Consider the following 18,741-nt stretch of genomic DNA (forward strand, 5'->3'; position numbering starts at 1 on the left):
CTTCTCTCAACACAACGCCCTTACCAAACATTCCGCGGGGTGGAGCAGCCCGGTAGCTCGTCAGGCTCATAACCTGAAGGCCGCAGGTTCAAATCCTGCCCCCGCAACCAACGAAACTTGTAAGTTCTCCCACTCGGGATACTTCTTCAAAAGCTCCTCAGCATAATCGCTGAGGGGCTTTTTTTGTTTCTGCTCCGTGTCGAGCTCGCCAGACGCAATCCGGCTCATGAGGTCGTTGTGAGCAGTGACCTGAGACCCGACTTCCCTCCAATTTTCGGGAGAGTCTTGGGTTTTTAATCTGGCCTCATGCGGCCTGTTTTTCCATAGCCATTTTCATTGCGAACTCGCTGGGGGTGATATTGCCCAGCGACGAATGCGGTCTGTTCCTGTTGTAATCCTCCTTCCATGCAGTGATGGCGGCGCGGGCCTGGGTAAGCGACGAGAACAGCGTCTCGTTCAGGCATTCGTCACGGAAGCTGCCATTGAAGCTTTCGACGAAGCCGTTTTGCATCGGTTTGCCCGGGGGCGATGTAATGCCATTCGACCTTGGTCTCCTGGCACCCTTTGAGGATAGCCATGCTTGTCATCTCCGTGCCGTTGTCCGAGACAATCGTCCTCGGTTTTCCGCGTCTGGCGATGAGACTATCCAGTTCGCGGGCAAGCCTTGCGCCGGAAAGGGATGTATCGGCGACCAAGCACAGGCATTCGCCGGTGAAGTCATCGACGACGGCCAGAACCCGGAAGCGGCGACCGTCGGTGAAGGCATCGCTGACGAAGTTCAGGCTCCAGCGCTCCCCCGGACGCGACGGCAGAGCCAGAGGACGTCTCGTGCCCAAGGCCCGCTTTCGGCCTGCACGCTTGCGCACCGTCAGCTTCTCCTCCCGGTAGAGACGCCGAAGCCTTCAGGTTCATGACAATCTCCTGCCGGTCGAGCATGAGTGGATACGGCGCCTTTCGGTGATTGCAAGCAATCACCCGTCGGCCAAGGGATAACCGAAGCGGCGGCGCTCGGACGCGACCTTCTTCATCGCCTCGCGGATGGACGCATCATCAGGCCGCACAGCGCGATATCGCACGCTCGACCGATCAAACGATAGGACCTCGCACGCCCGACGCTGGCTCACTCCATGCTGTGCACAGACATGAGCCACCGCATCCCGCTTCACATCGGGCGTCACCATTTTTTTGCAGCGACATCCTTCAGGATTGCATTGTCCAGCATGGCTTCGGCGAGCAGCTTCTTCAGCTTGGCGTTCTCGTTCTCAAGCGCCTTCAGCTTGCGGGCATCCGACACGTCCATGCCGCCATACTTTGCCTTTTATTTGTAGAAGGTTGCATCCGAGATGCCGTGCTTGCGGCAGATATCAACCGTCTTCGCGCCCGCCTCCTGCTCCCTCAATATCCCGATGATCTGCTCTTCCGTGAACCGTGAACGCTTCATCCGTCCGTCTCCTTGATGTCACGGACTCTACCAAAATCTGGAGGAAGATCAGGGGCTCAGGTCAGACGTTCAGGGTCTCAGGTCAGATCATGTCGTTAGATTAGGGGATTTTACGATACGGACAGGTCCCTAATTCCCTTTCGAACGAGCATAGCGGATACCAAGCCTTGGGCATCGTCGAGGAAGACATCCAAATGGTTGACGCTCTTGGAACTCCCATTACCCGGCACCGTCTACCAGAAGTGCTGACGACGGAGCCGGCAAGGCTCAGGGCCCTGGGCCACCTTCGACGCTTCCGCCGCGAGCAGGACATTTACGTCCAAGAAGAGCGCACCGACACCTGGTACCGTGTCGTTTCGGGGGCAGCCTGCAAATATCTGATGCGTACCGACGGGCGCCGGCAGCTAATCGACATCTACCTGCCGGGAGATCTCTTCGGGTTTACGGCCCGTTTCCACCATAGATTTGCTGTCCAGGCCGTCACTGACGGGACACTTGTCGCCTGCTACCCGCGCCACCGTGTAGAGGTTCTCGCCGAGGAGGACGTGGAGACGGCACTCGAAATCAGAAGCCAGATCATCGAAGCGCTGGAACGGTTGCAGGAGCAACTTCTGGTGACCACCACGATGACGGCACAGGAAAAGGTCCTGGAATTTCTGTTTTACTTGCACCGACGGCTTTCAGTGGGGACGGGGAACGGTCTCGCATTACCCATCTCGCGATACGATATCGCCGACCTGCTGGGGATATCCGCCGAGACAGTTTGCAGGGCTTTCACGGACCTGCAGGAACGCGGCGTTATCTCGCTGCAGGGTCCACGTCGCATAAGACTCAATCGAAGATGAGGTTTTCGAGATGGCCGAGGAGGACGACGTAGAGAGACGTGTCACCCGTGAAATGGCCGCTGTGTTCCATCGGGAGGAGATCCTCGAAGACGCGGTGCAGGCACTCCTTCACGCAGGATTTGATCGCGCTGACATCGACATCATGGGCGATATCGAAACGGTCCGCCGGCGCCTGGGCGTGTGCTTACGTGCCGTCCGAAGAAATCGCCGACGTCCCCGGTACGCCGCGTAGCGCATACATCACGCGCGACGATATCACCACCGCCACGGCCAGCATTGCCGGCATGCTATTCTACTTGGGCGCCGCCACGGCGGCCATGACGGTCGTTGCCTCGGGCGGAAGTTTGGCGCTGATTGCCGCCACAGCCGTGGCCGCTGGGACCGCCGGCGCCGGCATCGGAGCGGCGGCCATCCACCCTCTCGGAAAGAAGCAGGCGGAAGAGCTGGAGCTTCAGCTTATGGCGGAAGGCATTGTGGTTTAAGTGCGCGTTCAAAATCGCGAAATGGAGGAGCGAGCACAAGAAGTCCTGGCTAAATCGGGCGGTGAAGCCATCCGCGTGCACGAAATCGAGATCGAAAAGCGGCTGGACGATGTCCCGCTCTCAAAATTCAATCCAGACCCATGGCTCAGCAAAGAGCTGCCGGCCTGCCACTGATGCCACTTGGTTTGAAACTGATGACCGTCAGGGCCGGCGCCCGCTCATTGGGCAAGACTTTGCACTTGGCGCGGCAGTAACGCTTGTGCTCAATCGTGGGAGATACGGCTATGGCAGGCAAGGTGATCGGTATCGATCTGGGCACGACAAATTCCTGCGTCGCAGTGATGGAAGGGGGGCAGGCCAAAATCATCGAGAACGCCGAGGGCGGTCGTACCACCCCGTCCGTGGTCGCGTTCACCAAGGACGGGGAAATTCTTGTCGGCCAGCCGGCAAAGCGTCAGGCCGTAACCAACCCCGAGAGCACCATCTTTGCCATCAAGCGCCTGATCGGGCGCCGCTACGATGATCCGATGGTGGAAAAGGACAGGAAGCTCGTCCCCTACAAGATCGTCAAGGGCGACAACGGAGATGCCTGGATCGAGGTTGCGGGAAAGAAACACAGCCCCAGCCAGATCAGTTCCCACATCCTGGTGAAAATGAAGGAGACGGCGGAAGCCTATCTGGGCGCGAAGGTGAGCCAGGCTGTCATAACCGTGCCCGCCTATTTCAACGACAGCCAGCGGCAGGCGACAAAGGACGCGGGAAAGATAGCGGGGCTCGATGTCCTGCGCATCATCAACGAGCCGACCGCAGCGGCTTTCGCCTACGGTTTGGATAAGAAGGAAGGCGGGCAGATCGCCGTCTATGATCTCGGCGGCGGCACATTCGACATTTCGCTGCTCGATATCGGCGACGGTGTGTTCGAGGTGAAGGCCACCAATGGCGACACCTTCCTCGGCGGCGAGGATTTCGACAAGCGGATCGTCGACTGGCTGGCGGACGAGTTTCAAAAGGATCAGGGAATCGACCTGCGCAAGGACCGGCTGGCCCTCCAGCGACTGCGCGAAGCAGCGGAAAAGGCGAAGATAGAGTTGTCTTCCGCCCTGGAAACGTCGGTCAGCCTGCCCTTCATCACCGCCGACCAGAACGGCCCCAAGCACCTCGAAATCAAGCTCCGGCGGGCGAAACTGGAGGATCTGGTCGATGATCTCATCCGGCGCACGGAAAACCCGTGCAAGGCGGCGATGAAGGATGCCAAGATAAAGCCGGAGAATATCGGCGAAGCAGTGCTTGTCGGTGGCATGACCCGAATGCCCAAGGTACAGGAGATCGTTTCGCGAATCTTCGGCAAGGAGCCGAACAAGAGCGTCAATCCCGACGAGGTGGTGGCAATCGGCGCGGCCATCCAGGCCGGTGTGCTGCAGGGCGAAGTCAAGGACGTGCTGTTGCTCGACGTCACGCCGCTGTCGCTCGGCATCGAAACGCTGGGTGGCGTCTTTACACGGCTGATCGAACGCAACACCACTATTCCGGCGAAAAAGAGCCAGGTCTTTTCGACGGCGGAGGACAACCAGAACGCCGTTACGATCCGTGTCTTCCAGGGCGAGCGCGAGATGGCGGCCGACAACAAGCTGCTGGGCCAATTCGATCTCGTCGGAATTCCGCCCGCGCCGCGCGGCGTGCCGCAGATCGAAGTCACCTTCGACATCGACGCCAACGGCATCGTGAACGTCACGGCAAAGGACAAGACCACCGGCAAGGAGCAGCAGATGAAGATCCAGGCCTCCGGCGGGCTGTCTCAGGACGATATCGACCGGATGGTGAAAGAGGCCGAGGCGAATGCGGAGGCCGACAAAAAGAGGCGTGCTCTGGTCGAAGCGCGCAACCAGGCGGACGCGCAGATCGGGACCAGTCAAAAGGCGCTGGACGAAGCAAAGGAGAAGGCTCCATCCGCCGATGGAACTTCTGTTGAAAAAGCGATCGACGAGCTGAAATCGGCGATGGCCGGAGAGTCCGTGGACAATATTGAGGCCAAAACCAAAGCCCTGAACATCGCATCGGTGAACTTCGGCGCAAAGGTTTATGAAGCTTCCGGCGCCCCGACGGCCGGCTCCGCCGAGCCATCGGACACCGCGTCGGGCGAGGATGTCGTCGACGCCGATTTCGAAGAAGTTGACGCGAACGGTCAGCGCCATGGCTGATACGGATCATCCACAAACGTCCCGGCCGGAACCGGCGGAATCTGGACCCGATTCAGAGACCCCGATTTCCGAAGCCAAGGTTGACCACGGTTCATCAGCGATGCTCCAGGCCGAACTCGCCGATACGAAGGACAAGTTGCTGCGGGCCCTGGCCGAGCAGCAGAACATCCGTCAGCAAATGCAGCGCCAGCGCGAGGAGGCGGTGAAGTTTGCCGCCTCGCAATTGACGGGAGACCTGCTGGACACGCTCGACAATCTACGGCGCGCGATCGAGAGCGTGCCGCGGGAGGCTTCCGACCGCGATGCGGTCAATCCGATCCTGAAGGGCGTCGAGGCCACCGAAGCCAACCTGCTGGCGACGCTTTCGCGCCATGGATTGCAACGGATCGACCCGCTCGGCACGGTTTTCAACCCGCACATTCATCACGCCATCCGCCAGCACCCCGATGCGACAGCCGCAGAAGGCACGGTTGTTGAGGTGCTACAGCCGGGCTACACGCTTCACGGTCGGGTACTTCGACCGGCGATGGTCGGTGTCGCGGTCAATGGACGGCAAGGCGACGGGACCGCCATCCCTTGAGTTGGTGCGCAGCCTTAGTTGAGGCGGTCTGGTTTTGAATTTCGGGTATCGGTTCACCGCGGCGCGCTCGATCCCGTTGGACGAGCCTCTTCCGTTTATGTGTGCGTCGCGACGGGGTGCCGGATGTTCAGGGCTGGACCTCCAGCGTCTCGAGCATATTGCCGAAGGCGCAGCGCAGGCTGTAAAGCTGGTCGAGAAGATCCAGCACCACATCGACGCCCTCGTCGTTGACGCCCATCTCATGTGAAAGATCGGCTATCAGCTTAGCCCGAGCTAGGTCGATATCCTGAAAAACTGGCCTTCCGTCCAGGATGAGCGGCGATATCCAGCCACGATCGATGAAGACCCAGAGCCTTGCCATGTCGATTCGAAGATCGCGCGCAAACTCCTCATTGTCCATGATCTATACTCCCATCGCCTGCCGAGGATTATACGCATTGCCGATCGACCAGCTGGACACGAACGTCTTCAGTTCGGCGTCCGGACTTTCCGGAAGCACGATCTTCAGCGTTGCATAGACGTCGCCCCGGGTCCCGTTTCGCCGAACTACGCCTTTTCCCTTTACACGCAGCGTCCTGCCGCTCGACGAATTTTCCGGCACGGTCGCCACGACCGGGCCGGCAGGCGTCGGCATCCTGACTTTACCGCCGAGAACCGCCTCGCCAAGCGTGATCGGGAGATCGAGACGGATATCGTCGCCGTCGCGCCGGTAGAAGGAATGTGGCCTTACGTGGAGCTCGATCAACGCGTCACCGGTCTCCGCTCCTTCATCGCCGGCGCTGCCCTTGCCGCGCAGCCTGAGTGTCTGTCCATCTCGCGCGCCCGGCGGTATTCGGACCTCCAGCGTCTGGCCGTCGGATAGTGTCACCTGATGCGTGCCGCCGTTAACCGCATCGAGAAAGTCGATCTCCATCGCGTATCGGACGTCGGCGCCGCGCATGCGGAAACCCCGACGCTCGTGGCGGGAGAAGAATTCGTTAAAGATGTCGGCGCCGCTTGAATCCGCAAAGCCTGCGCCGTTCTCGTAGGCGCCACCGCCTGTGCCGGCGTCAGCGAAGTCGCGATAGTACCGACGTCCGGGCTTTTCCGCGCCCGTCGCATCAATCTCGCCATTATCGAAACGGCTGCGTTTCTCCTCATCGCCCAGAATCTCGTAAGCTGAAGAGAGATCTTTGAAGTCCTGTTCGGCCTGCTTGTTTCCAGGGTTGAGATCGGGATGAAGCTTCTTTGCCTTGCGGCGATAGGCCGTCTGGATAGCGGTCTGCGAGGCGTCGCGCTTGACGCCAAGGATTTCATAGGGGTCTCGGCTGCTCGTAGCCATTTTCGCAGACCTGTCTTTCGTAAACGTTCCCACGGCGGGGGGGAAAGCCGCTGGTGACTGACGCCAGGACGCCAATAGCAACTACACGAATTTTAAGGGCTCTAAACTGACGGTCATCAATGCCGCCTATGCGGGGCGGATGCACCCTGTGCGGCGATCGACGCTTTATCCGGCGCAACAAGGGAGACCGGCATGCTGCAAAACATCGAAAACACGGGAAGAGGGTTCGACCCACTGCGTCAGATGCGCTCCGCGCAAAGCGACATGAGCCGTCTGCTTGACAATCTCCGATTGTCAGCGGCGCCGGAATTCCCCCTGATGAACATTTGGGCCGGGCCTGATGGAGCGGTGATCACGGCCGAGATACCTGGCGTCTTGCCAGAGGATCTCGATATCGCCGTCCACCAGAACACCGTTACTCTGCGGGGCAGAAGAGCCGCCGAACCGTTGGCGGAAGATGCCGTCGTTCACCGCCGGGAGCGCCCCACCGGCGCCTTTGCGCGAAACCTCATCTTGCCATTCCGCGTCGACGGCGACCGTACGACGGCAAAGTTCAGGCACGGCGTCCTCCGGCTCGACCTGCCGCGCCCGGACGCCGACAGGCCGCACAAAATCACCGTCAGCCGCTCCTGAGGAGAACGCCGCCATGACCGACCACGAAGCCAATGGGACAGTACCCGCTGAAGCAACGCGGGTAGAGCCCGTCTTCAACCCTCCGACCGATATCATCGAAAACACGGCCAGCGTCTGGATGCTGCTTGATATGCCGGGCGCTGATCCCGAGAGCCTCGATGTCACCCTGGATAACCGCGTCCTGCGCATTTCAGCGCGATCGGTTTCCAGTGCGCCGGAAGGATATGCGCTGGTTCACGCCGAGTATCGCGATGGGACCTACGAACGTCGGTTTACAGTCTCGGAGCCAATCGACACGGCGAAGATCGAAGCAGTGCTCAAGGATGGTGTGCTTCAACTCACATTGCCGAAAGCCGCGCCGTCGCCCGCGGCCAGGATCAGCGTCAAGGCAGGATGAGGAAAGCTGCGTCATCGGAATTGCTGAGACCATACGGTGGGCGGCCGATACAAAGCGCATTCCTGCCCGGCGGGCTGAGCCAGTCCTCCCCTCACAGCCCGCCAATTGTCCGCAACCGTCTCCCGGTTGCGGACTTTTTTGTTTCTGCTGCGGTTAACGCCCGTGAACTCGCCCCGGCAAAACTGATGGCTGTCAAGTCGGAGGTCGCGCTTGTGGGCTAGCTTCGAGAGACTGCGCAGGCAAGGCTTCGCAGTTTAATCACCAAACGCGGAGGATCGCGAGATGACAACAGATGCCGACATCAAACGGGATGTGGAAACCGAACTCAAATGGGATCCGGACATCGACGCAACTGACATCGGTGTGGCGGTGAAAAACGGGGTCGTCACGCTGAGCGGTTTTGTGCGCAGCTTCACCCAGAAATATGAGGCCGAGAGAGCGACGAAGCGGGTCAAGGGCGTTCTCGGTGTCGCCAACGACATCGAGGTTCGGCTGCCGTCGGTCCACGAGAAACCCGATCCCGAGGTCGCACGCTCCGTAGTCGAGGCCCTCAAGTACGAGCTTCCCTACTCCCACGAACATTTCAAGGTCGTCGTCAAGAACGGCTGGGTAACCCTCGAAGGCACTGCGGAGTGGGAATATCAACGCAACCGCGCCGAGGCGGCCGTGCGAAAGGTCAAGGGCGTCAAGGGTATCTCGAACCTTGTGACGCTGAAGCCGCGCGTCACCCCAACGGAAGTCAAGTCCCAGATCGAAGCCGCGCTGAAGCGAATGGTCGAGGTCGACGCGAACCGCGTGACGGTGACGGCCAGCGGCGGCGAAGTGACCCTAACGGGCTCTGTGCGCAGTTGGGCGGAACGGCAGGAGGCGGAGCGTGCGGCCTGGCGAGCGCCGGGCGTCACCAAGGTTGACAACCGCATCACCATCTCTCCGTAACCAATCCAACCTTGATACCAGCCGGGCTTCTAATGGCCCGGCTGGTATCTTCTGCCAAAGGAGCTGTGGCGTGAGCGGTACACCGGACCCCGAACCTCATCCGCCGGCGACGACGGATCCAGACCAGATTGAACTGGCCAGCATGGAGTCCTTTCCCGCAAGTGATCCCCCCTCGTGGATTCCCATGCATGTTGGGCGTCCCTACAAAGCCGCACCACAAGAGCCCGATGACATCGCCGATTCCCGGAAGGACGATCCTCACGGCGAAGCCTCGGACATCCATCAACGTAGCCGGCAGCAATCCGTACCTGAAATCCCTTCGCCGCACCGCGTCGGTCGCAGAGCGCCGAGGTAGCAAATGCATGATTTGCTGGCCCAAACATTGATCCTGCTGGCCGCATCGGCGCTCGCGGTCGGTTTTTTCAGTGCGTTCCGGATGCCCGCCGCCACAGGTTACCTGCTGGTCGGCCTCGCGCTCGGGCCTCATGGTCTCAACCTCATCGGATCGGGGCAAGATACGCATTTCCTCGCAGAACTCGGCTTGATCTTTCTGATGTTGCGCCTTCTACCCCGTGTCCGACGCGCCGGGCCTCGGCATCGAGGTCAACGAGGCGCTTCTCGCCAAGCAAAGCTTCGAGTTCTGGGAGGCACCCCACCTCAAGCGTCGGGATGGGTCGGTCACCAATTGGTAGCTCGCAGACGGTGTTTGGTGGCAGTGGCGAGGCGTCTGTCGCCAAAAGTCATCGCAGGCTCGATCGCCGGTCGTGATCTCGAGGGGAGAATACGCTGGCGGCAAGCGGAGAACACACGATACGTTTCACCCCCCGCCGCAACTCCGCTTTTCGATTCCACTCGGAAGGACACGTTACCAGTTCGATAAGTCGCTGCTTCTGGCGAATAATTGGGCACGACAAAGGATTGACTATAATTCGTCCTCGTTCTAGCGTGATCTGAGACATGGCGTTTGACGCCGACGGCAACTGGGCCCCGATGACCGCTTCACGCGGCTCGGGGCCTTTTGTTTTTCGGCGCTCTCAATCATCGGCATCGGAGCATCGATGGACCCTCTGTTCGGGGAAGGCCTATCAGATCTTAGGGGGCATCTGCCCGGCTGGGCTTCGTGGGAGCTCGTTCGCCGATGATCCGCGAGACCATCCCCATTTCGATCCTCTATTCGACCACCGGCCCCTATGCTGCGCTTGGTCGGGAGGCGGTGAACGGGGCCCTGGCGGCGATTGCAGAGGTGAATGCGGATATGGCCGCGCCCTTCCGCCTCCAGGCGAAGATCGACGATCCCGCCGGCCGGGCGGACCTCTATGCGATGATGTCGGAGGCTGCGATCCGGGAACAGGGGTGTCGGCATGTGGTTGGCACGATCACCTCTTGGAGCCGCAAGGATGTCCTGCCGATCGTGGAGCGGCATGGCGCACTTCTTTGGTATGCCTTCCCTTATGAAGGATATGAGGCGAGCGAGAGCGTGCTCTATCTCGGAGCCTGCCCCAATCAGCATCTACTGCCGCTGTTCGAGCATGTCTTGCCCCTGCATGGCGCGCGGCCGTTCATCATCGGGTCGAACTATATTTGGGGATGGGAGATCAGCCGGATCGCCCGCGAACTGACGGAAGCAGCCGGCGGGACCGTGGTGAGTGACCGTTTCATGCCCCTCGGCTCTGGCGAAGTGGATCATCTGATTGCCGAGATCGCGCAGAAGGCGCCGGATTTCATCCTGAGCAATCTGGTCGGACAATCGGCCACCGCCTTCCTCGAAGCCTATCAGCGGCTGCGGGAGGCCATGCCTCTGGCGCCGCCGATCGTCGCCTGCAACCTGTCGGAAACCGATCTCGAAGGGCTGAGCCCAGCCGCTAGGGCCGGCCATATCACCACCTCCATCTATTTCGACCAGCTCGATACGCCGGAAAACCGCGCCTTCAGGTCCCGGATGGTCACCCGCCATGGGCGCGACCGGCACATCACCACGCCCTTTTCCTCGGCTTACAATGCCGTTTCGATCCTCGCCCGTGCCATCGCAGATGCCGGCACTGACGAGCCGGAAGCCGTGCGCCGGGTCGTGACCGGCCGGATCTTCGAGACCCAGATGGGTCCTCTGCGCCTCGACCCGCGCACCCAGCATGCGAGCCTGCGACCCCATATGGCGATGTCGAACGAGGACGGCGAGTTCCTTCTGTTCAAGAGCGCGCCGGAGCCGATTCCTGCCGATCCCTATCTGGTCCAGGCGGCGGCCACGGCGCGGCTGGCGCCACTCGCCGGCGACCAGACCGCCAGGTCCGTCTCATCGCCCAGCGGCCTGAAGGTGATCAAATGAGTAGGCCTTCACGCCCCCTCCTTGCCGGCTGGCGCGCGCTCCTTCTCCATCGGCCGCATCCCTCGGCCGATGCTTTGACCCGCCAGCTGGAGCTTCTCCAGATTCGCGTCACCGTGCTCTGGCCGCAGGTCGACGAGGCGGATCTGCCGGCCGATGTTCTCTTCTTCGATGCCGACATGGGGCACGACGGCCAGTTTCCCTGGCCGCCCGGTTTCGCGCCCATGCCGATGATCGCGCTGATCGGCTCGGAGACCCCGGGCCGGATCGAATGGGCCATGACCCAGGGCTCGAACGCTCACCTTTTGAAGCCGATCGGCTCGACCGGCGCCTATAGCGCGCTTCTGATCGCGCACCGTGCCTATCAGCAGGTCTGCAGCCAGGCGGACGAGGTGCGGGCGCTCGAGGAGCGGCTGCGCCAGCGGCCGATCGTCGTTCACGCCATCCTCCATCTCATGACTACGCGCCGGCTCGGCGAGACCGAGGCCTGGAAGCAGCTGCGCAGCCTCGCCATGGACTGGGGCATGACCATCGAGGATGCGGCGGAGGCGATCTGCCGGAACGACAAGCGCACCTTGAGCGGTGGCTGACGAGAAACGAGAAGAGAGGAACGCAAGGATGACCATCAGCGAAGGCTTCGCCCCCTATGGAGACTACAAGACCTGGTACCGGGTGACCGGCGATCTCGCCTCCGGCAAGCCGCCGTTGATCGTCGCCCATGGCGGGCCCGGCTGCACGCATGATTATGTCGACAGCTTCAAGGATATCGCGGAGACCGGCCGTGCCGTCATCCATTACGACCAGGTCGGCAATGGAAAATCGACCCACCTGCCGGAAAAGGGCGGAGACTTCTGGACCGTCGATTTCTTCAAGGCTGAGCTGCACAACCTCATCGACCATCTCGGCCTACGTGGTGGCTATTGCCTGCTCGGCCAGTCCTGGGGCGGGATGCTGGGCGCGGAATTCGCCGTCGACCAGCCGGAGGGGCTCAAGGCGCTGGTGATCGCCAACTCGCCGGCCTCCATGCATACCTGGGTCGCCGAGGCGAACCGGCTGCGCGAGGAACTGCCGACCGAGGTTCAGGCGACCCTGCTCGCGCACGAACAGGCCGGCACCACCGACAGCGCCGACTACATGACCGCGACCGACGTCTTCAACCAGCGCCATGTCTGCCGCGTCGTGCCCATGCCGCCGGAGGTGCAGCGCACTTTCGACGCCATCGCCGCCGACCCCACCGTCTACCACACGATGAACGGCCCCAACGAGTTCCATGTCATCGGCACGATGAAGGACTGGTCGATCGTCGGCCGGCTTTCCGCCATCACCGTGCCGACCCTGCTGATCTCCGGTCGCTTCGACGAGGCGACCGAGGCCTGCGTCCAGCCCTTTGCCGACGAGATCCCGGACGTTCGCTGGACCATCTTCGAACAGTCGAGCCACATGCCGCATGTGGAGGAACGTCCGGCCTGCATGGCCGTGGTCTCGGCCTTTCTTGACGAAAAGGCGGCGTAAGACCGCCGATCACCGCATTCCAGCCTGCCACAACCAGAACAGAGGGAAACGACGATCATGACCATCCGCATCCAGTCTCTGCCGTCCGCCAGGGCGGCCCGGCGCGCCGGCGCGCTTCTCCTTGCCGGGCTCCTCGCGCAAACGGCGTTCGGCACTTCCGTCCAGGCGCAAGCCCAGGATCGCGCGGCGCTGATGGCCGAGCATCGTGGCGGCACGATCACGCTCGCTGCCGTCTCCGCCGCGGGCTCCGTCGACCCGATGATCAACTATACGGCCCAGTTCTGGCAGATCTTCCAGATGACCTATGATGGGCTGGTGAAGTTCAAGCAGGCGGAGGGAACGGAAGGCTTCAAGATCGTCCCGGCGCTGGCGGAGTCTCTGCCGGAGCCGACCAATGACGGCAAGACCTATGTCTTTAAGATCCGCAAGGGCATCAAGTTCTCCAACGGCAAGGACGTGACGCCCTCGGATGTCGTCGCGTCCTTCCAGCGCATCTTCAAGATTAAGGGCCCGACGACCGGCAGCTTCTACAACGGCATTGTCGGTGCCGACAAATGCATTGCCGACAGCGCCTCCTGCACGCTCGACGGCGGCGTGGTGGGCGATGACGCAGCCGGAACGGTGACGATCAACCTGACCGCGCCGGATGCCGAGATCTTCTCGAAGCTTGCCGTGCCGCATGCCTCCATCGTCCCGGCCGAGACGGCGGCCGCCGATGCCGGCACTACCCCGATCCCTGGCACCGGCGCCTACATGATCGAGAGCTATGATCCGAACAGCCAGATGGTCATCAAGCGCAATCCGAACTTCAAGGAGTGGAGCGCCGATGCGCAGCCGGACGGCTATGCGGACGAGGTGATCTACAAGTTCGGCCTAACCGAGGAAGCGGCGATCAATGCGATCATCAATGGCCAGATCGACTGGCTGTTCGACACGCCGCCGGCCGATCGCCTGCCGGAGATCGGCTCCAAATATGCCTCGCAGGTCCATATCGATCCGCTGGCGGCCTTCTGGTACGCGCCGATGAACACCAACCTCGCGCCCTTCGACAATGTGAAGGTCCGCCAGGCCGTCAACTATGCGCTGGACCGCGATGCGCTCGTCGGCCTCTTCGGCGGTGAGGTGCTGGCCCAGCCGGTCTGCCAGATCCTGCCGCCCGATTTCCCCGGCCATGTCGATAGCTGCCTCTACACCAAGGATCCGGGCGAGACCTGGGTCGAGCCGGACATGGAGAAGGCACAGGCCCTGATCGAGGAAAGCGGCACCAAGGGCCAGAAGGTGACCGTGATCGCCGAGGACAATGCGGTGGCCCGCGGCATTGGCACCTATATCGCCAGCGTGCTGACCGAGCTCGGCTATGACGCCTCGATGAAGGCGATCTCGCCCAACATCCAGTTCACCTACATCCAGAACACCAACAACAATGTTCAGATCAGCGTCAGCCAGTGGTACCAGGACTATCCGGCCGCATCGAACTTCCTGAACGTGCTGCTCTCCTGCGCCTCGTTCAACAAGGGCTCCGACGCCTCGATCAATATTGCCGGTTACTGCAACAAGGATCTGGACGCCAAGATGAAGCAGGCCATGACGCTGGCCCTGACCGACCAGGAGGGTGCGAACGCGCTGTGGGCGGAGGTGGACAAGGGCTTCATGGAACAGGCGCCGCTGGCCCCGCTTTTTACGCCGAAGAGCGTCAACTTCACCTCCGCGCGGCTCGGCAACTACCTGTTCAACAAGCAGAACCGCTGGATCGTCTCCCAGTCCTGGGTGAAGTGACGGCGCGGTTCCCCGAAGGAGAGGCGGCCCTTTGTCGCCTCTCGCATCGCCTTTCCCCCGCGGGGGATGTTGCAGGCTCGGGCGAAGCCTTCCCCGCCGCTTGCCACGATTCTCGCCCCGGCCCGACCGGGGCGGCATTCATCCCCGGTTGCGTTAACCCCGCGCTCCTTTTCGAGACGTGCTGATGAGCCTGATGACAGACAGTGCAGTGGCAGAGACCGGCCTCCCGGAACCGGAGAGCAGCTATCGGCCGGGCGCCGGTCCCTGGCGGAGGGCCTGGATTCTGCTCAAGCGCGACAAACCGACCATTCTGGCGGCCGTCGTGCTCGTCCTCATCCTGCTCGCAAGCCTCGCCGCGCCGCTCTACGCAGCGCATGTGGCCGGCAGCGATCCCTTCCGGTCCAATCTTTCGGCGCGGATCACGATCGACGGCAAGCGCGTCAAGGTCATGCAGGCTTCGACGGAAGGGCTCGGCCTCGGCGTCACGCCGATCGGTCCCACCTGGGGTGCGCAGTATTTTCTCGGAGCCGACACGCAGGGGAGGGATGTCGCCGCGCGGCTCCTCTATGGCGGGCGCAACTCGCTGCTGATCGCCACCGCCTCCACCGTGATCTGTCTCGTGCTGGCTGCGGTGATCGGTATCTCCGCCGGCTTCTTCGGAGGGCTGACCGATCAGATCCTCTCCCGCATCCTCGATATCCTCTGGGCCTTCCCGGTCTATCTCCTGGCCATCTCGCTTTCGATCGTGCTCATCTCGCATGGGCTCACCATCGGGCCGGTCACGATCGGCGCCGACAGCCTGCTCCTGCCGATCTTCATCATCGGCATCATCTACGTGCCCTATGTGGCGCGGCCGGTGCGTGGGCGCGTGTTGGCCCTGAAGAAGAGCGAGTTCGTTCTGGCGGCCACAGGCCTTGGCATTCCCGCCTGGCGGATCCTGGTCAAGGATATCCTGCCCAATGTCTCCACCATGCTGATCGTCTTCGTGCCGCTGATGATGGCGCTCAACATCATCACGGAATCCTCGCTCTCCTTCCTGTCGATCGGCGTGCAGGCGCCGGATGCCAGCTGGGGAACGATCATCCAAGACGGGCAGACCCTGCTCTACACCCGCCCGGCCGTGGCGCTGGCTCCGGGGATCGCCATTGCGCTCACCGTCCTCTCCCTCAATGTGCTCGGCGACGCGATCCGCGATGCGCTCGATCCGCGCACCAAGCTCGTCTGAGGTGCTGCCATGATCCTTGCCCTGATCCAGCGCCTGGCCCAGATGATCTTCGTGATGATCGGCATCTCGGCGCTCGTCTTCCTGATCTTCTTCGCCACACCGGGGTCAGACCCCGCGGCCAGGCTGGCCGGCCGCAATGCCTCGCCCGAAACGGTGGAGGCGATCCGCAAGGAATTCGGCTTCGACAGGCCGCTGCCGGTTCAATATGTGATCATGATGAAACGGCTGTTCGTGACGCAGGATTTGACCTCCTTTGTCAATCGCGGCCTGCGCATCGTGCCGGCCGTGGCGGATGCCGCGCCGGTCACGCTGTCGCTGGTCGCCGGCGCCGCCGTTCTGTGGGTGCTGGGCGGCATTCTCGTCGGCGTCGTGGCGGCGCTTGCCAGGGACAGCCTGCTCGACCGGGGGCTGATGGCGGTGGCGCTGATTGGGGTCTCCATGCCGGTCTACTGGCTGGGCGAAGTGATGAACCTCATCAGCCAGAGCCGCTTCCACGATACCATCTTCTTCTCCTGGGTGCCGTCGCTCGGCTACAAGCCGCTTACCAGCGATCCCTGGGGCTGGTTCACGACGCTGATCATCCCGTGGTTCACGCTGGCCGCGCTCTATATCGGCATCTATGGCCGGGTGCTCCGGGCCAATCTGGTCGAGGCCTACCAGGAGGATTTCATCCGCACCGCCCGCGCCAAGGGCCTCAGTCCGGCGCGTGTCATGCTGCGGCACGCGCTCCGCACCTCGCTCATCCCCTTCGTGACCATGTTCGGACTGGATTTCGGCGTGCTGGTCGGCGGTTCGGCGCTGCTGACGGAGGTGGTGTTCGGGCTGAACGGTGTCGGGCGGCTCACTTACCAGGCGCTCCTTAATCTCGACCTGCCCATGGTGCTGGGAACGGTCATGTACGCCTCCTTCTTCGTCGTCATCGCCAATGCCCTGGTCGATGTCGTCTATGTGGTCATCGATCCGCGCGTGAGAGGTCATTGAGATGGACGAGAGAAAGCCGCTCCTCCTCGATGTCGAAGGGTTGACCGTCTCGTTTGCGACCGACCATGGCAGGGTGCGTGCCGTGCGCGATGTCTCCTTCAGCCTTCGGGAAGGGGAGATCCTGTCGATCGTCGGCGAATCCGGTTCCGGCAAATCAGTGACGCTCCTCTCGCTTCTCGGCCTGCATGATCGCAAGACGACGCAAGTCGACGGCAATGTCACCTTCCGGGGCCGGCGGCTCCTCGAAATGTCTGCTGGCGACCTGCGCAAGATCCGCGGCAAGGAGATCGGCCTCATCTCGCAGGACCCGATGACGGCGCTCACCCCGGTCTATACGATCGGCTGGCAGATCGCCGAGCAGATCCGCACCCATGAGGGCATCTCGGCCCGCGCGGCGCGAAAACGTGCGGTGGAGCTTCTGGGCGAGGTCGGCCTTTCCAATCCGGGGGAGGCGGTCGACCGCTATCCGCACCAGCTCTCCGGTGGCATGCGCCAGCGCGCCGTCATTGCCATGGCGCTGTCCTGCAATCCGGCTCTGCTTGTTGCCGACGAGCCCACCACCGCGCTCGACGTCACGGTGCAGGCACAGGTGCTGGACCTGCTCCTCAGGCTGCGCAAGGCTTTCGGCTCCGCGATCATCCTCATTACCCATGATATGGGCGTGGTCTCCGAAGTCGCGGACCGCGTGGCGGTCATGTATGCCGGGCGGATCGTTGAGCGGGGCGAGACGGAAGACGTCTTTGCTACGCCGCTTCATCCCTATAGCTGGGGCCTGATGAGCTCGATCCCGCCGCTGACCGGGCCGCGGCTCTCTCGTCTTCGCTCCATTCCCGGCATGCCGCCGACGCCGGACAGCATTGGCGAGGGCTGCGGTTTCGCGCCGCGCTGCGCGTTTACCCGTCCCGCCTGCCTCGAGCGTCCGCCGATAAGGCGCAAGGGCAGCCAGTCCGCCCTTTGCGTGCTGGAAGACCCCGAGCGGAGCGCATGCCGCGACTCCGTGCTTGCGATGGAGGAGCCGGCATGAGCCTGATGGCCGAAGACCCGACACATGGCTCGCCCAACCTCGCGGCCCCGCCGCTGATGGCGGCCCACGCGCTCAGCAAGACCTTCATCGTCGGCAAGACGATCGCGCCCGGCTCGGGCCGGGTCCTGCATGCGGTGGACGAGGTCAGCCTCGACATCGCGCAAGGCGAAACGCTTGGCCTCGTCGGCGAATCCGGCAGCGGCAAGTCGACGCTCGGCCGCTGTCTCACCCGGCTTTACGACGTCACCGCGGGGTCACTGACCTTTGAGGGCCAGGAGATCGGCAAGGCCGACCAGAGGGCCCTCAAGCCCTTTCGCCGCAAGGTGCAGATGATTTTCCAGGACCCCTCCGCCTCGCTGAACCCGCGCCGCCGGGTGCGCGACATGCTGGCCGAGGTGCTGACCGTGCACAAGATCCGCCAAGGCACGGGCGTCGAGGCGCGTCTCGGCGAACTGATGGACCTTGTCGGGCTGCGCCGCGCCTATCTGGACCGCTATCCGCATGAATTTTCCGGCGGACAGCGCCAGCGTATCGGCATCGCCCGGGCTCTCGCGGTCGAGCCGAAGCTGATCGTCGCCGACGAGCCGGTCTCGGCACTCGACGTTTCGGTTCAGGCGCAGATCGTCAATCTCTTCAGCGATCTGCGGGACAAGCTCGATCTCACCTATGTCTTCATCGCCCATGACCTTGCCGTCGTGCGGCAGGTCTCGACCCGGGTTGCGGTCATGTATCTGGGCTCGATCGTCGAGATCGGCGAGACGGATGCGCTCTACCAGCACCCCAGCCATCCCTATACGGAGGCCTTGCTCTCGGCGATCCCGCAGCCGCACAATCGCGGCAAGCGAAGCCGGATCCTGCTCTCCGGCGAAATCCCGAGCCCGCTCGACCCTCCCGTCGGCTGCAAGTTCAACACCCGCTGCGCCTATGCGACCGATCTCTGCCGAACGGTTCGTCCGAAACTGGCCCAGGTTTCGCCAGAGCGGCTGGTGGCCTGCCACTACCCGCTGTTTCAAGAGTAACCCCTCAGCTCGGCAGCTGTCTGCCTGAGCGGCCTTGCAAAGCCGCTTTCA

18 protein-coding genes, 1 tRNA gene and 3 pseudogenes are annotated in these 18,741 nt (G+C 62.3%); 19 read left to right on the plus strand and 3 right to left on the minus strand.

Annotated features, from left to right (window positions below; genetic code table 11):
- Window positions 1-33: 33 nt before the first annotated feature.
- Window positions 34-110 (plus strand) — tRNA-Met (locus ACLE20_RS14360).
- 194 nt (window positions 111-304) lie between these two features.
- Here ACLE20_RS14360 and ACLE20_RS14365 read toward each other — a convergent pair.
- Window positions 305-1,441, minus strand: a pseudogene (locus ACLE20_RS14365) (IS3 family transposase).
- A 167-nt stretch (window positions 1,442-1,608) separates the two neighbouring features.
- Here ACLE20_RS14365 and ACLE20_RS14370 point away from each other — a divergent pair.
- The 5 genes from ACLE20_RS14370 to ACLE20_RS14390 all read left to right on the plus strand — a co-directional run bounded on the left by ACLE20_RS14370 (window position 1,609) and on the right by ACLE20_RS14390 (window position 5,546).
- Window positions 1,609-2,286, plus strand: coding sequence for a helix-turn-helix domain-containing protein (locus ACLE20_RS14370; protein WP_410941000.1), 678 nt, complete (start codon window positions 1,609-1,611; stop codon window positions 2,284-2,286).
- A gap of 188 nt (window positions 2,287-2,474) precedes the next feature.
- Window positions 2,475-2,768 carry a hypothetical protein gene (locus tag ACLE20_RS14375; protein ID WP_410941001.1) on the plus strand — a complete coding sequence of 98 codons (294 nt, stop codon included), beginning with the start codon at window positions 2,475-2,477 and terminating at the stop codon, window positions 2,766-2,768.
- 21 nt (window positions 2,769-2,789) lie between these two features.
- Window positions 2,790-2,942, plus strand: coding sequence for a hypothetical protein (locus tag ACLE20_RS14380; RefSeq protein WP_410941002.1), 153 nt, complete (start codon window positions 2,790-2,792; stop codon window positions 2,940-2,942).
- Window positions 2,943-3,052: 110 nt separating this feature from the next.
- A complete protein-coding gene (gene dnaK, locus ACLE20_RS14385) occupies window positions 3,053-4,966 on the plus strand; it encodes a molecular chaperone DnaK (RefSeq protein WP_410941003.1) in 1,914 nt (637 codons plus the stop codon).
- A complete protein-coding gene (locus ACLE20_RS14390; protein WP_410941004.1) occupies window positions 4,959-5,546 on the plus strand; it encodes a nucleotide exchange factor GrpE in 588 nt (195 codons plus the stop codon). The genes dnaK and ACLE20_RS14390 overlap by 8 nt, the downstream gene beginning before the upstream one ends.
- 127 nt (window positions 5,547-5,673) lie before the next feature.
- Here ACLE20_RS14390 and ACLE20_RS14395 read toward each other — a convergent pair whose 3' ends face one another.
- Together ACLE20_RS14395 and ACLE20_RS14400 are read right to left on the minus strand one after the other, a co-directional pair.
- Window positions 5,674-5,946, minus strand: coding sequence for a chaperone modulator CbpM (locus ACLE20_RS14395; RefSeq protein WP_410941005.1), 273 nt, complete (start codon window positions 5,944-5,946; stop codon window positions 5,674-5,676).
- A 3-nt stretch (window positions 5,947-5,949) separates the two neighbouring features.
- Window positions 5,950-6,867 carry a DnaJ C-terminal domain-containing protein gene (locus tag ACLE20_RS14400; protein WP_410941086.1) on the minus strand — a complete coding sequence of 306 codons (918 nt, stop codon included), beginning with the start codon at window positions 6,865-6,867 and terminating at the stop codon, window positions 5,950-5,952.
- Between the two features lie 192 nt (window positions 6,868-7,059).
- On the opposite strand from ACLE20_RS14400, the gene ACLE20_RS14405 reads away from it, so the two are divergent.
- The 13 genes and pseudogenes from ACLE20_RS14405 (at window position 7,060) to ACLE20_RS14465 (ending at window position 18,690) form a co-directional block, all read left to right on the plus strand.
- Window positions 7,060-7,500: an Hsp20/alpha crystallin family protein gene (locus ACLE20_RS14405; protein WP_410941006.1), complete on the plus strand. Its 441-nt coding sequence runs from the start codon at window positions 7,060-7,062 to the stop codon at window positions 7,498-7,500.
- A 13-nt stretch (window positions 7,501-7,513) separates the two neighbouring features.
- On the plus strand, window positions 7,514-7,897 hold the full coding sequence (locus ACLE20_RS14410; protein WP_410941007.1) for an Hsp20/alpha crystallin family protein: 384 nt from the start codon (window positions 7,514-7,516) through the stop codon (window positions 7,895-7,897).
- A gap of 282 nt (window positions 7,898-8,179) precedes the next feature.
- Entirely contained in the window at window positions 8,180-8,833 is a 654-nt protein-coding gene (locus ACLE20_RS14415) for a BON domain-containing protein (protein ID WP_410941008.1), read from the plus strand.
- 436 nt (window positions 8,834-9,269) lie between these two features.
- A pseudogene (locus tag ACLE20_RS14420) lies at window positions 9,270-9,335 on the plus strand (hypothetical protein); the annotation flags it as partial.
- A gap of 64 nt (window positions 9,336-9,399) precedes the next feature.
- Window positions 9,400-9,525: pseudogene (locus ACLE20_RS14425) on the plus strand (mandelate racemase/muconate lactonizing enzyme family protein); the annotation flags it as partial.
- Window positions 9,526-9,971: 446 nt separating this feature from the next.
- A complete protein-coding gene (locus ACLE20_RS14430; RefSeq protein ID WP_410941009.1) occupies window positions 9,972-11,156 on the plus strand; it encodes a transporter substrate-binding protein in 1,185 nt (394 codons plus the stop codon).
- Window positions 11,153-11,743: an ANTAR domain-containing response regulator gene (locus tag ACLE20_RS14435; protein WP_410941010.1), complete on the plus strand. Its 591-nt coding sequence runs from the start codon at window positions 11,153-11,155 to the stop codon at window positions 11,741-11,743. The genes ACLE20_RS14430 and ACLE20_RS14435 overlap by 4 nt, the downstream gene beginning before the upstream one ends.
- A gap of 28 nt (window positions 11,744-11,771) precedes the next feature.
- The gene (locus ACLE20_RS14440) at window positions 11,772-12,665 is read left to right on the plus strand and encodes a proline iminopeptidase-family hydrolase (protein WP_410941011.1); all 894 of its coding nucleotides are present in this window, start codon (window positions 11,772-11,774) and stop codon (window positions 12,663-12,665) included.
- Window positions 12,666-12,722: 57 nt separating this feature from the next.
- Window positions 12,723-14,441, plus strand: a complete 1,719-nt coding sequence (locus tag ACLE20_RS14445) for an ABC transporter substrate-binding protein (protein ID WP_410941012.1) — start codon at window positions 12,723-12,725, stop codon at window positions 14,439-14,441.
- 184 nt (window positions 14,442-14,625) lie between these two features.
- Entirely contained in the window at window positions 14,626-15,666 is a 1,041-nt protein-coding gene (locus tag ACLE20_RS14450; protein ID WP_410941013.1) for an ABC transporter permease, read from the plus strand.
- Between the two features lie 9 nt (window positions 15,667-15,675).
- Entirely contained in the window at window positions 15,676-16,647 is a 972-nt protein-coding gene (locus tag ACLE20_RS14455; protein WP_410941014.1) for an ABC transporter permease, read from the plus strand.
- A 1-nt stretch (window position 16,648) separates the two neighbouring features.
- Window positions 16,649-17,671: an ABC transporter ATP-binding protein gene (locus tag ACLE20_RS14460; RefSeq protein WP_410941015.1), complete on the plus strand. Its 1,023-nt coding sequence runs from the start codon at window positions 16,649-16,651 to the stop codon at window positions 17,669-17,671.
- On the plus strand, window positions 17,668-18,690 hold the full coding sequence (locus ACLE20_RS14465; protein WP_410941016.1) for an ABC transporter ATP-binding protein: 1,023 nt from the start codon (window positions 17,668-17,670) through the stop codon (window positions 18,688-18,690). Before ACLE20_RS14460 ends, ACLE20_RS14465 begins: the two co-directional genes overlap by 4 nt.
- The last annotated feature ends 51 nt before the right edge of the window (window positions 18,691-18,741 follow it).

The sequence above is a fragment of the Rhizobium sp. YIM 134829 genome, assembly GCF_046546455.1.